We start from the raw sequence: 13,227 nt of genomic DNA, 5'->3' as shown, positions 1-13,227 counted from the left end.
ATGGCAGAAGTCACAATCTTAGGGCTTGGCAACCTGCTTTGGGCAGATGAAGGGTTCGGCGTCAGAGCGGCGGAAAAGCTGTTTGAACAGTATGCCGATAACGAGAAAGTTGACGTTGTTGATGGCGGTACGCAGGGGCTGGCGCTGCTGCCCTGGCTGCAACAGACAGAAAAACTGTTAATCATGGATGCTATCGATTTTGGTATGGCGCCAGGTTCGCTGGCGATGTTTCGTGATGAACAGGTTCCCGCCTATCTGACGGCGAAAAAACTCAGTTTACATCAGACCAGTTTTTCTGAAGTGCTGGCATTGCTGCAATTAACCGGCGGCCAGTTATCGGAGATTGTGCTGATTGGCGTGCAGCCGGAATGTCTGGATGACTATGGCGGGAGTCTTACGCCGCAGGTAAAGGCGCAACTGATGCCTGCGGTCTATCTCGCGCAGGAAGTGCTGGCGCAATGGGGTATCACCGCCTCTTCAGCGGCCTTGCCCACTGAGAGACTCAATCATTACAGCCTGTGTATGGAACGCTACGAAGATGAACGGCCAGATGCGCAAAGCGCTTGCCGGGTCGGCGATATTCGGGTGCTACAGAGAGAGAAATCATAATGTGTATCGGCGTTCCTGTGCAGGTTATTTCACCCGGTCAGTGGTTCGCCAAATGCCGCGACCGACACGGCGAGCTTATCGACGTTGATATTCGGCTTGTGGCTCCCCCCTTAGCAGGCGCATGGCTGCTGACATTTGGCGGCGCAGCACGACGAGAAATGGACGAAGCGGAAGCCGCTGAGGTACTGGCGGCGCTGGACTCACTGGAACAGGCCATGCTCACGCAAAGCGATCCGCTGACCGGTTTTGCCGATTTATTGTCTCGCACGCCTGAATTACCGGAGCATTTAAAAAAATGACTATCTCACCCCAAAATCCTGTTTGTCCACTGGCGGATAAAGGCTTTCTGGTTACCGATGCGCAAACGCTCCCGTCGTTGATTAATGCGCATCCGACTGTGCTGGTTTTGCTGCAAAGCGACCCCAACAAACATCCGGAGGTCGCCGACAGTTGGGTCATTATCCCGGAGATACTCAAGCAATTTCCGGCGACGTCTTATACCGCGGCATTTGCGGATAGCGAACAGAGTGAACTGATCGCCCGGGAGTATCGCATTCTGAAATATCCGGCGCTGCTTTTCTTTCGCCAGCACCGTTTTGTCGGCAGTCTGGCGGGATTATATAGCTGGCAAGAATACTCTCAGCGGGTGGCCGCATTGCTGACCACACCGGGCTATCGTCAGGATATTCCCGTTATCACGCAATAGAATGAAAGGTAACACACGTGAATCATTCCAGAACTATTCCAGTCGTTAATATTGCCGGACCAGGCTCGCAGCCAGAAGAGGAAGACTTTAACTTTCTTCCCATCCCCGCCGGCATTAATCTCCCACTGACGCCGGTTTTACCGGAACAGGCGCTGCCCGCTGAGCTTCGTGTTGCCAGACACGTCCTGACTACGCTTATTCGCGATATGGATAACCCGGTGGCAACGCTCCCCTTTCCCCTGAGCTATAAGCTGAATGCCACTGAGCAACAGAATAGCGGTTTGTTGGATCAACTGCTCGGCGAAGGTGAAATCTCCGCCCGGGTACTATTATCCGATGGAAAAGAACAGCGTATTCAGGAGACGGTTTTTACGGGCGTCTGGCGTGTGCGTGAATATAACGCTGACCAGCAACGGGTTGCCGATGAAATTATCATTGGCCCGATCCCAGAGAGCATCTGGCAGACGCATCCGCAGCCGCCGATTACGCCAGAATTGCCGCCACAACCGGCGGGATTGATGAATGGTGCCTTTATCGCGCATGAAATAGCCGAGCGCGTAAAACAGCCGGTAAAAGAGCCGCATATCATTAACTTAACGCTGTTGCCAGTAAACGATGCCGATCGCGAGTATCTGGATCATTTTTTAGGCGAAGGTTGTAGCGCTATTTTTTCACGCGGATATGGTAAATGCCGGATTGTAAGCACGCATTTTCCCGGCGTATGGCGGGTCAATTATTTCAATGATATGAACACATTACTGCAAGATATGATTGAGATAGCGGACATTCCTGATATCGCCGTTGCAGGCATCGACGATATCGAAGATGCCTACGCGGGGCTAAAAAATACGTTGGAATGGTTGAAAGAATACCCAGTCACAGAAAATGAGCCAGTGGTGCGCATGGAGTGCAAAGTATGTTGGTGGGTTTACGACCCTGCGCTGGGCGATGATGTATGGCAAATTCCACCCGGCGTGCCCTTCAGCCAGTTACCTGATTACTGGTGCTGTCCGGTTTGCGAAACCAGTAAGTCCGGGTTTATGGTGATCGATGAAGGTAATAATTCGTGCAAAGATTGACCGTCTATTCTCACCCGCTACGGATTACCTGGCAGGAGGCGCCGATCGGTCGTTTGTTACAGGGCGCAACGCCGGTATACGCAAAAACGCTTATTTCACGTTTGTTTACGTTGTGCGCTCAGGCGCACAGCGCGGCGGCTGCTTTACTGTTGTTTCCTGAAGAGAAGCCAGATATGCAGGCCGCACAACAAGAGCTGGCGCGAGAAACGCTCCGTCGCGCGTTGACCGACTGGCTCCCCCTGTTTAGCCACCGACAGGCAACCGCTGAAGAATGGGCGTTGTTACGTCGTGGAGAGTTATCCCCGCTGGCAAGCACAATTTTTTTTGACGATGATCCTCAGACCTGGCTTGCTGCTGGCGTAAAGGGCTGGGAAGCTTGGTTTTTGCAAGAGCGTTCTGAAACCGCCCGCTGGCTGGCGGCAGTACAGAATATCATTACACCTACACTACCGATGGCATCGTCCCCGGACCATACGTTAATAACCCATGGTCCCCTGGATGTCTCGCCTCTGGCTATCGAATATCCGCTACTGTCAGCCTGTTGTCTTAGCGGAAAAACGACTGCGCTACGTCTGCTGGCCCGCTGCATTACGCTCGCCCGAAGTTTGAGCGCCCTTCCCACCCTGCGCTGGAATCGTTTTGATGATGGCGAATGGAAAATAGCGGTAGTGGAAACCGCGCGAGGATGGTTAGTTCATCAGGCCAGACTGACGACGTCAGGCAATATTCTTGATTACCGTATTATCTCGCCTACCACACGTCACGCCCAATCTGACGGCGTCATTGCTCGCGAACTGGCCACTATTCCGCTCTCATTGTGGTCGCAACAGTTACAGGTAATTGATCCTTGTGTCGCCGTAAATATTGTTGAATGAAGGAGCTGGCCCATGCATGAATTAGCCCTGGCGCAAAATATTATCGAATTGCTGGAGGAACAGGCAGTAAATCACCAGTTCAGCAAGGTAAAGCAAGTCTGGCTGGAGATCGGCGTTATGGCCTGTGTTGAGGTGCCGGCGCTGCATTTTGGCCTGGACGTCGCCGCTCGTCATACCCTTGCTGACAATGCGCGTTTCCACATTACTATCGCACCGGCGCAAGGTTGGTGTCTGTCCTGTAATCAACCCTTCACCTCTCAAACATCCACACTCTGTTGTCCCTTTTGTCATTCAGGCAAAGTGCAGATAGATGACAGTAGCAGAATGCGCATTCGCGAGATCGAAGTCGAATAGTCAATAAAAAAGGACGCCAGAAGCGTCCTGAAATAATAAAAGAATAAATTAACAATAATAAAGGTTAAGCAGTGACACAGTTTTGGGAAAAGGAGGGTATCCCTAAACTGTCTTAATCAGCAAGTTTTATCAAAACTCGTAGACTAAGCCGAGCGCCACGGTGTTGTCTGTATTAGGATTCGATGGGTTGCCATCTTTTAGCAGATTGATTTTGTAGTCAACATACGCGGACATATTTTTATTGAAGTAGTAATAGGAACCCACATCAATATATTTCACAAGGTCGAACGAACCCAGTCCATCAACATCATTGGCTCTGGATTGCAGGAATGCCAGTGACGGGCGTAAGCCATTATCAAATTGATATTGCCCTACCATTTCCCAGTTATCGGTTTTATGTGCAAAGCCGCCCAATGTATCGCCCATATAGGTCATATCATAAGTACGGGTATAGTTTGCCGCCAGGTAAATATTATTGGCATCATACTTCACGCCGCCAGTCCAGGCTTCAGCGCGGTCGCCATTGTCGTATTTATCTTGCGTCATCTGATCAAGCGTGCGTTTGGAACTGGTATAGGCTGCCCCCAGGCTCACCCCCATGCCCAAATCATATGTCGCTGATGCCCCGAAACCATCGCCATTCTGGTACGCGATACTTTTTCTGGCATTATTACTTAAAGGATCGCCTTCTTTCGACAGACCGTCATTTTTACCCTGATACTGCAACGCAATATTCAGACCATCAACCAGACCAAAGAAATCATTATTGCGATAAGTCAGAACGCCATTCGCACGTCCGGTCATAAAATTATCGGAAGCTTCATACGAATCATTACCAAATTCAGGCAGTACGTCAGTCCATGAACCAATGTCGTATAACACGCCATAGTTACGACCATAATCAACAGACCCCATATCGGCAAATGCCAAACCAGCAAAACCGAGACGCGTCCAGCTTTGCGGGGAACCGCTGGAGTCACCATCTTCCGGACGATTGGCGTTGACCTGATACTCCCACTGTCCAAAACCGGTTAGTTGATCGGTAATTTGAGTCTCGCCTTTAATACCCATACGGATATAAGATTGATCGCCATCCGTACTATGATTACTGGAAAAATAATGCAGGCCGTCGACCTTGCCATACAAATCCAGTTTATTGCCATCCTTGTTATAGATTTCTGCTGCGTTGGCGGCTCCAGCCATCATTACGGCTGCGGCTACCGCAGATAACACCACTACTTTTTTCATTTTATATGCCTTATTTGTCTTATTTTTGGACTTTCCGCAAAACCTGCTCGCGGAACTGTCCAGGACAATATCACTAACAATTACCGTGCGTTAAGTTTCAAAGTGTAATATTAGCTTGCTATGTATTAGTGATGTTAAAATGCAAGTTAAGCATGACTACATCAATGATATGCCCTGTTTTCTTCTGTAATAACAAGGGGGTTACCAGTAGAGAACAGGCTTACGGTCGGGGATGCCAGGGCGAGAATGGCACTGAACACTCGGCTGACATTCGTTAAGACGGAATCATAATCAAGTCAGTTGAGGCCACAGCCCTTCTTATTTTTGTGTATAATTTGTTACGTTTACATTTATTTTTAAATTAGCGTTATGAAAATATCAGTACTACTGAAATAGCACTTCGTCGCTTCGTGTATTTTTACCATAGTTAATTATCACATAGCGCAAACGATCATTTGCATATCACTATTCATAAGATTAACTATTTACCAGTGGTAATAAACATAAAAGTAAGTCAATGGACAACAACAATACTGAAACTCTAAATGTTGATATTTTGAGTCATGCCGTTACAAACAAATACGATATTCTTAATTGCACTACTCCCTTTTCGGGGTAATTTTATAGAAGGATGTTTTTTATTGTTCGTGAGCCATGTTCCTTTAGTATAAAGGTGAACGTAACAGGAAAGATAAAGCGTCTCAAAAACAGACCATATGGGTATAACTATTATGCAAAAAACGTCACTATTGTTTTCGGCTGCCGCGATAACGTTAACTCTGATGGCGTCATCGGCATCAGCGGCAACGCCAACCGCCGCACAAAATGAAGCTACGTCGACCGTTAAACAAGAAATTACAGAAGGTATTAACCGCTACCTTTATTCAATAGATAAGGCAGACCCAACGTTAGGCAAGCAGCTCTTTTATGTTTCATCGGAAACCAGTTTTATTCATCCACGCGGTCACGAACGCGGATGGTCGCAGATCGCTGAAAATTTTTATGGTGCCACTATGGGTAAAACCTTCAGCAAACGCACATTAAAACTGGACGCTCCCCCTACTATTCATGTGTATGGCAATGCCGCCGTTGCAGAGTTCGACTGGCATTTTACCGCGGTACGCCGTGATAATGGGCAAACTCAACACACGACAGGCCGCGAAAGCCAGGTGTGGGCGAAGATACCAAACACAGGATGGCGAATCGTTCATGTCCACTACTCCGGTCCAGCCAAAACCGGCGTTGGAGAAGGCTATTAAACTTTGCTATTCAGGTTATGGCGCAGATGAACATTCTGCGCCAGTTAAGTCGAGCTCAGGTCAGTTGATAGCGTTTATCCGGTATCCGTTTTGCCGGAATATCCCTTTCATCATTCATTTGCAGTAAATCGATTTCTATCGCATTGCATATCGCATCCAGCGGTAAATCATTATTTTCAGTACCGAACGGATCCTCCAACTCTTCTGCTAACGCATCCAGCGCGATAAACGTATAAGAAATAAGCACCGAAATAAACGGTGTCATATAGTGCAGATCAACCACCAGTGCAAATGGCAACATAATGCAGAAAAGATAAACCGTACGATGCAAAATTAACGTATAGGCAAAAGGCACCGGCGTGTTGGCGATGCGTTCACAGCCGGCCAACACTGACGACATATCATTTAAACGGTTGTTGAGGCTATGAAATAAAATATCGGAAAGCTTTCCGCTGCGGCGGCGAATCGCCAGCCACTCTCCCATCAGCAATAAGATACGGTTAGCGGGGGAATGGGAAGCGACAACTTTCTGTAACGCCTCCTGGTCAAGATAGTTGCCCAGAACTTGCGTTTGAGGCTGTCGACGCAATGTCATACGCAAACAGTGGGCAAAAGCGATTTGTAACCGAACAAAATCCTCGATACCGCGTTCATCAGGCAAGGTTGTTTTCACCTCACGCAGTATTGAGCGTGAAGCGATCATCAACTGCCCCCACAAATGTCGGGCTTCGACGTAACGCGCATAACAGGCATTATTGCGAAACCCCAGAAAAATGGCGATAGCGACGCCCAGTATGCTAAACGGCGCAAGGGTAAACTTAATACCCAGCATTGTGTACCAAGGCAGCATGATAATAACGGCGATAGAAAGAAGAAAGTTAAGGAGCAGTCGTGAAAAGATTTTAGATAACACGGAACCATGCCAGACAAATATCAGGCGAATCCAGTGCTGTTGTGGTCTAACGATCATGATTATCTTCAGCAGGTGAAAAAGCACTGTCATTAAACGTGATCCAGATCAAGGTTGCAAGCTTCTGGTGATACACGGCTCCCCTGCCCTGTAGAACATTTTTTTGCACAGTGCTGACAGGCGTTGAAAAAAAACAACCAAATGTATGTTGTAACTAAAAAGACACTTCAGCACATGAAATATATGACGGTCAACGGCTGCTATCAGTGGTATAGGGTGATTTATCGGGGAAAGCGTCAGCAACGACGCGCTGCTCTACCGCTGATTCATTTGTATGACCAGCCAGTAATGGATAACGCTGACAATATACTGTTGCTGCGCTTCGCTCAGCGGTTCTCCCTGAGGTATCTGGTGCCACTTCGCCAGGCACCCGCGACAGCAGGTTGCCGTCGCATGTTGCGCGATAAATACCGGATGGCCCCGCATCGGCGTTTGCTTACCATCATTCGCCGGGTGAGCTGGCGCCAGTCGCTGGGCGATAAAATCGGCGGCGTGTTTATCAATCACCTCCGCGCCTTTATCCCAGCAATATTGTCTTTCTTTTATCCCGAGACGAAAACGCGAACGAAATGTCGATCGCGCCAGGCGGGCAAAGAGCGGTTCAAGCGCATTCATCAGTATACCGAACGTCCTAACGTTTGTGTTAATTGCTCAAGCGCGGCGATACCTGCCAGAGAGTTTCCCGCAGGATCCAGCTCCGGACTCCAGACGGCAATCGCCATTTCATGCGGCACTATGGCGACAATACCGCCGCCCACGCCGGATTTAGCGGGCAATCCCACCCGCCAGGCAAACTCGCCGGCATTCTGATACATCCCGCTGGTCGCCATTAGCGCATTAATCTGCCGGGCCTGCATGGGGGTAACTACCGGCTCGTCGAGATGAAACGCCTCGCCCTGATTCGCCAGAAAGACAAACGTCCTCGCCAGTTCCATGCAGCTCATTTTCAACGCACAGTAGTGGAAGTAATTTTGCAACACGGTTGGCACATCATGATGAAAATTACCGAATGATTTCATCAGCCAGGCAATAGCGGCGTTACGGGCGGAATGCTCAAATTCAGAGCGCGCGACCGTAGCGTCATACGTAATATCCGATACGCCGCAAAGCGCGCGCACAACTTCCAGCATCCGCTGACGCGGCGCGCTAAGCCGCCCTTGCAACATGTCGCATACCACCAGCGCGCCCGCATTAATAAATGGATTACGCGGGATGCCTTGTTCCATCTCTAACTGAACCAACGAATTGAATGGCGAGCCGGAAGGATCTTTTCCGACGCGCTGCCAGATCTCCTCTTCCGGATAATGACGCATCGCCACCACCAGACTGAGCACTTTCGAAATAGACTGAATAGAGAAGCGTTCGTGCGCATCGCCCGCCTGATAATGCTGCCCGTCCACGGTACAAATCGCTATCCCCAGCTTTGAACCTTCGACGGACGCTAATGCCGGAATATAGTCAGCGACTTTGCCCTGGCCAATGAGGGGGCGAACGCGCTGTAAAATCGTCTCTAAAATTGCATTATCCATGGCCCTGGCCACAACATGCTCCTTGCTCGCAGGTCTGAAAAGGCCTGCGAGTATAGCAGAGGGCGCCACGCGACGTCAGGGCGATTAGACGCGGTTCTTCCAGACGGTCTGCACATTACAAAATTCGTGTAAACCAAAGTGCGAAAGCTCGCGACCGAAGCCGCTTTTCTTCACCCCGCCGAATGCCACACGCGCATCGCTGGCGCTGTACCCATTAATGAATACCCCACCGCACTCAAGACGCGCCGCCATCTCTGCGGCCAGCGTATCGTCGGCGGTAAAGATCGTCGCCGACAGGCCAAACTCACTGTCATTCGCCAGCGCGAGGGCGTGCGCCGCATCTTTTGCAACGGTAATGGCGGCAACAGGCCCAAAAAGTTCCTGACGAAATGCCGTCATGTCAGGTGTGACATCCGCCAGAACGGTCGCGGCATAATAGTTGCCCTCCCCGGCGATTTTCTCGCCGCCCAACAGTAGCCGTGCGCCTTCGGCGACGGAAGCCTGCACCTGTTGATGGAGTTCATCACGCAGATCAAAGCGCGCCATCGGCCCCAGGTCATTCTCTTCAACCAGAGGATCACCCATCTTTAATGCTGCGGCAGCCGCCACAAAGCGATCGGTAAACGCCTGCGCAATGCCCTCTTCGACAATAAAACGTTTGGCGGCGGCGCAGACTTGTCCGGTGTTTTGATAGCGTCCGGCAACTGCGGCTTTTACCGCCAGCTCGAGATCGGCATCATTGAGTACAATAAACGGATCCGAGCCACCCAGTTCCAGTACGCACTTTTTCAGCGCCGCCCCAGCCTGAGCGCCAATCGCCGCGCCGGCGCGCACGCTACCGGTCACCGTCACCGCCGCGATTCGCGGATCGTTAATCATCTGACTCACGCCCTCATTATTGGCGTTCACCCATCCATAGACGCCAGCAGGAGTACCGGCTTCCGTCAAGATTCGGGCTATCATCTGCGCGCAACCCGTGACATTGGGCGCATGTTTTAACAAGTAGCTATTCCCCGCCAACAGTATCGGCACTGCCCCGCGTAACACCTGCCATAAAGGAAAATTCCACGGCATTATCGCCAGGATGACGCCCAGCGGACGGTATTCAATCACCGCCTGCTGATTTTCTACCAGCGTAGGCTCAGGATTCAGCATTGCCGGGCCATGTTCCGCATACCAGTCGCATAACGCGGCGGATTTCGTCACTTCCGCACGCGCCTGCTTTATGGGTTTACCCATTTCACGCGTAATACATTGCGCCATCTCTTCTGCATGAGCGCGAAGCGCCTGACCAATATTGCGTAATGTTTGCGCCCGTTGCGCTACTGATGTCATTTTCCACTTTTTGAAACCGCTCGCCGCCAGACTCAGCGCATGTTCAATCTCTTGCGCGTTAGCCCAGGGCATTGCCGCCAGCGTCTGGCCGGTCGCAGGATTAATGGATAACGCCTGTGTTGTAGTCATCATGGTCATGTTCTTTCTCTCGTTATCAGGGGAGTTGTACCATCATGACGCCCTTTACCCTTTCTGAAAAATGAATAATATTAACCAGACTATTCACGAATTGAGAAAACCATGGACCTGACGCAACTGGAAATGTTTAACGCTGTCGCTCTGACGGGCAGCATTACGCAGGCGGCGGCAAAAGTGCACCGCGTTCCGTCCAATCTGACCACGCGTATCCGCCAGCTTGAAGCCGACCTGGGCGTCTCTCTGTTTATTCGCGAAAACCAGCGACTCAGGCTGTCACCAGCCGGGCATAACTTTTTACGTTACAGCCAGCAGATCCTGGCGCTGGTCGATGAAGCCCGCATGGTGGTTGCCGGAGAGGAACCGCAAGGACTGTTTTCACTCGGCGCGTTAGAAAGTACTGCCGCCGTACGTATCCCCGCGCTGCTGGCGGGTTATAACCAGCGTTACCCTAAAATTCAGTTCGCGTTAACGACCGGTCCTTCCGGCGCCATGCTGGATGGCGTGCTCGAGGGAAAGCTGAACGCCGCCTTTATTGATGGCCCGCTAATGCATCCGGGGCTGGAAGGTATACCGGCTTACCGGGAAGAGATGATGATCGTCGCGCCACACGGCCATTCCGTCGTTTCGCGGGCCAGCGAGGTGAATGGTTGTAACATCTATGCTTTTCGCGCCAACTGTTCTTACCGACGGCATTTCGAAAGCTGGTTTCATGCCGATGGCGCAACCCCAGGTACGATTCACGAAATGGAGTCATATCATGGAATGTTGGCGTGCGTAATTGCCGGCGCAGGTATTGCGCTGATGCCAGCAAGTATGCTCAACAGTATGCCAGGACATCATCAGGTGGAAGCCTGGCCGTTGGCGGAGAAGTGGCGCTGGCTTAGCACATGGCTAATGTGGCGGCGCGGGGCGATGACGCGCCAGCTTGAGGCCTTTATCGAGTTACTTAACGCCCAACTGGCGAGCGTCGACTGAAGACGAAACGGCCTGCGAAGTAAATGAGAAGCAGGTCACAAAATGATTGTCTTTTCGCCAGTAAACGTTTTAAGATCGCGGCCTCACCTTCTCGCAACTAACCCGAAATATTTTTATGACAATCAATCCAGTTTCCCGCAAGGTCGCGTGGCTACGGGTAGTTACGCTTGCTATTGCCGCTTTTATTTTCAATACCACGGAATTTGTGCCGGTTGGTTTGCTGTCAGACATTGCTGAAAGCTTTCATATGCAAACCGCGCAGGTCGGCATCATGCTAACCATTTACGCCTGGGTAGTTGCCGTCATGTCGCTGCCTTTTATGCTTCTTACCAGTCAAATGGAGCGCCGTAAGCTACTTATTTGTCTGTTTGTTTTGTTTATTGCCAGCCATGTGCTCTCCTTTCTGGCATGGAACTTTACCGTGCTGGTCATTAGCCGTATTGGCATCGCTTTCGCCCACGCTATTTTCTGGTCGATAACCGCCTCGCTGGCGATCCGCCTGGCCCCTGCCGGGAAACGCGCGCAGGCATTAAGTCTGATAGCGACCGGCACCGCGTTGGCCATGGTGCTTGGGCTGCCGATAGGTCGCGTTGTTGGTCAGTATTTTGGCTGGCGCACCACCTTTTTTGCCATCGGCATGGGCGCATTAATTACGCTGCTATGTCTGATTAAGCTTCTACCGAAATTGCCGAGCGAGCATTCCGGCTCACTAAAAAGTTTACCTTTGCTATTCCGGCGCCCGGCGCTGATGAGCCTCTATGTACTGACCGTCGTTGTGGTGACTGCGCATTACACAGCTTATAGCTATATTGAGCCGTTCGTTCAGAATGTCGCCGGGCTCAGTGCGAATTTTGCTACCGTCCTGTTACTGATCCTGGGCGGCGCCGGGATCATCGGCAGCCTCGTGTTTGGTAAACTGGGTAATCGCCATGCCTCGTCGCTCGTCAGTATCGCTATTGCCCTGCTGGTTGTCTGTTTGCTTCTGCTGCTGCCTGCGGCGGATAGCGAAGCGCATCTGGCCATACTGAGCATTTTCTGGGGCATCGCAATTATGGTGATAGGGCTCGGTATGCAGGTGAAAGTACTGGCGCTGGCCCCGGACGCGACCGATGTCGCAATGGCGCTATTTTCAGGCATCTTTAATATTGGTATTGGCGCTGGCGCGCTGGTAGGCAATCAGGTGAGTTTACACTGGTCAATGTCGGCCATCGGCTATATTGGCGCCATACCCGCCTGTGCCGCGCTGGTATGGGCTGTGCTCATATTCCGCAAATGGCCAGTGACGCTGGAAGAACAACCGCATTAAGACATTCGTCTGCCGGGAACAGGTTTCCGGCAGACGACAATGCGCCTTAGTGGTACGTTTTAATAATTTCCAACACGCCGTTGATAATAAATTGCACGCCCATACACACCAGCAGGAATCCCATTAAGCGGGAGATCGCTTCAATCCCCCCTTTACCCACCAGCCGCATAATAGCGCCAGAACTGCGTAAGCATCCCCACAGGATCACCGCCACGGCAAGAAAAATAATCGGCGGCGCGACCATAATGACCCAGTCGGGAAACTCGCCGCCATGACGCACCGTGGAAGCGGAACTGATGATCATTGCGATGGTCCCCGGTCCTGCGGTGCTTGGCATAGCCAGTGGAACAAATGCAATATTAGCCGTCGGTTCGTCTGCCAGCTCCTCCGATTTGCTTTTCGCTTCCGGCGACTCATGCGCCTTCTGCTGCGGAAAAAGCATTCTGAAGCCGATAAACGCCACGATTAACCCCCCGGCGATCCGTAGCCCTGGAATCGAAATACCGAAGGTGTTCATGACTAACTGCCCGGCGTAGTACGCCACCATCATAATAGCGAAGACATAAACCGAAGCCATATAGGACTGCCGGTTGCGTTCCGCACTATTCATATTGCCCGCAAGGCCAAGAAACAGCGCCACGGTGGTTAGCGGATTGGCTAACGGGAGCAGTACGACCAGCCCCAATCCAATCGCTTTAAACAAATCCATCATAATACTATCTCTTACCCATCAGCGTTTCATGAACCGGAAGTATAAAGTGAAATTGCCCAGGCGCGCCATTTCGCCAGTGTGCAAGTTAATATCCTCTACAACCTATAACCTGTAATTATCAATTAGTTACAA

At 51.0% G+C, this 13,227-nt stretch carries 15 protein-coding genes; 9 read left to right on the top strand and 6 right to left on the bottom strand.

The window, feature by feature from the left end; translation table 11 throughout:
* The 6 genes from hybD to hypA are packed head-to-tail and all read left to right on the top strand — an operon-like array spanning position 1 to position 3,623.
* Entirely contained in the window at positions 1–609 is a 609-nt protein-coding gene (hybD, locus tag HV477_RS01535; RefSeq protein WP_000852664.1) for a HyaD/HybD family hydrogenase maturation endopeptidase, read from the top strand.
* Entirely contained in the window at positions 609–908 is a 300-nt protein-coding gene (hypC, locus tag HV477_RS01530; protein WP_000334904.1) for a HypC/HybG/HupF family hydrogenase formation chaperone, read from the top strand. Before hybD ends, hypC begins: the two co-directional genes overlap by 1 nt.
* Positions 905–1,315: a hydrogenase gene (locus HV477_RS01525; RefSeq protein WP_000155985.1), complete on the top strand. Its 411-nt coding sequence runs from the start codon at positions 905–907 to the stop codon at positions 1,313–1,315. The genes hypC and HV477_RS01525 overlap by 4 nt, the downstream gene beginning before the upstream one ends.
* Positions 1,316–1,332: 17 nt before the next feature.
* A complete protein-coding gene (locus HV477_RS01520; protein ID WP_001016757.1) occupies positions 1,333–2,394 on the top strand; it encodes a hydrogenase expression/formation C-terminal domain-containing protein in 1,062 nt (353 codons plus the stop codon).
* Entirely contained in the window at positions 2,382–3,269 is an 888-nt protein-coding gene (locus HV477_RS01515) for an ATP/GTP-binding protein (protein WP_039589782.1), read from the top strand. The genes HV477_RS01520 and HV477_RS01515 overlap by 13 nt, the downstream gene beginning before the upstream one ends.
* A 12-nt stretch (positions 3,270–3,281) precedes the next feature.
* A complete protein-coding gene (gene hypA / locus HV477_RS01510; protein WP_000544772.1) occupies positions 3,282–3,623 on the top strand; it encodes a hydrogenase maturation nickel metallochaperone HypA in 342 nt (113 codons plus the stop codon).
* 129 nt (positions 3,624–3,752) lie between these two features.
* Here the strand turns inward: hypA and ompC are convergent, their stop codons facing one another.
* The gene (ompC, locus tag HV477_RS01505) at positions 3,753–4,871 is read right to left on the bottom strand and encodes a porin OmpC (RefSeq protein WP_000758335.1); all 1,119 of its coding nucleotides are present in this window, start codon (positions 4,869–4,871) and stop codon (positions 3,753–3,755) included.
* Between the two features lie 716 nt (positions 4,872–5,587).
* Between ompC and HV477_RS01500 the strand changes: the two genes are divergently transcribed.
* Complete coding sequence (locus HV477_RS01500) at positions 5,588–6,130, top strand: DUF4440 domain-containing protein (protein WP_079898829.1); 543 nt, start codon at positions 5,588–5,590, stop codon at positions 6,128–6,130.
* Between the two features lie 55 nt (positions 6,131–6,185).
* On the opposite strand, the gene HV477_RS01495 is transcribed toward HV477_RS01500, so the two are convergent.
* From HV477_RS01495 to sad, 4 genes are all read right to left on the bottom strand, one after another.
* A complete protein-coding gene (locus tag HV477_RS01495) occupies positions 6,186–7,100 on the bottom strand; it encodes a bestrophin family protein (RefSeq protein WP_001670736.1) in 915 nt (304 codons plus the stop codon).
* Positions 7,101–7,355: 255 nt separating this feature from the next.
* Positions 7,356–7,715, bottom strand: coding sequence for a DUF4186 domain-containing protein (locus HV477_RS01490; protein ID WP_000992449.1), 360 nt, complete (start codon positions 7,713–7,715; stop codon positions 7,356–7,358).
* On the bottom strand, positions 7,715–8,641 hold the full coding sequence (glsB, locus tag HV477_RS01485; protein ID WP_000090081.1) for a glutaminase B: 927 nt from the start codon (positions 8,639–8,641) through the stop codon (positions 7,715–7,717). Before glsB ends, HV477_RS01490 begins: the two co-directional genes overlap by 1 nt.
* Before the next feature lie 72 nt (positions 8,642–8,713).
* A complete protein-coding gene (sad, locus tag HV477_RS01480) occupies positions 8,714–10,102 on the bottom strand; it encodes a succinate-semialdehyde dehydrogenase (RefSeq protein ID WP_079898830.1) in 1,389 nt (462 codons plus the stop codon).
* Between the two features lie 102 nt (positions 10,103–10,204).
* Here sad and HV477_RS01475 point away from each other — a divergent pair, with 102 nt between their 5' ends.
* Positions 10,205–11,077: a LysR family transcriptional regulator gene (locus tag HV477_RS01475; RefSeq protein ID WP_045900194.1), complete on the top strand. Its 873-nt coding sequence runs from the start codon at positions 10,205–10,207 to the stop codon at positions 11,075–11,077.
* 115 nt (positions 11,078–11,192) lie between these two features.
* Complete coding sequence (locus HV477_RS01470; RefSeq protein WP_000154617.1) at positions 11,193–12,383, top strand: sugar transporter; 1,191 nt, start codon at positions 11,193–11,195, stop codon at positions 12,381–12,383.
* Between the two features lie 46 nt (positions 12,384–12,429).
* On the opposite strand, the gene HV477_RS01465 is transcribed toward HV477_RS01470, so the two are convergent.
* Positions 12,430–13,095 carry a MarC family NAAT transporter gene (locus tag HV477_RS01465; protein WP_000968968.1) on the bottom strand — a complete coding sequence of 222 codons (666 nt, stop codon included), beginning with the start codon at positions 13,093–13,095 and terminating at the stop codon, positions 12,430–12,432.
* Positions 13,096–13,227: the final 132 nt, after the last annotated feature.

The sequence above is a fragment of the Salmonella sp. SG203 genome, assembly GCF_013350575.1.
Classification (GTDB): domain Bacteria; phylum Pseudomonadota; class Gammaproteobacteria; order Enterobacterales; family Enterobacteriaceae; genus Salmonella; species Salmonella enterica.
Note: the sequence above shows the minus strand (reverse complement) of the source record. Positions and strands in the feature narration are given on the sequence as shown.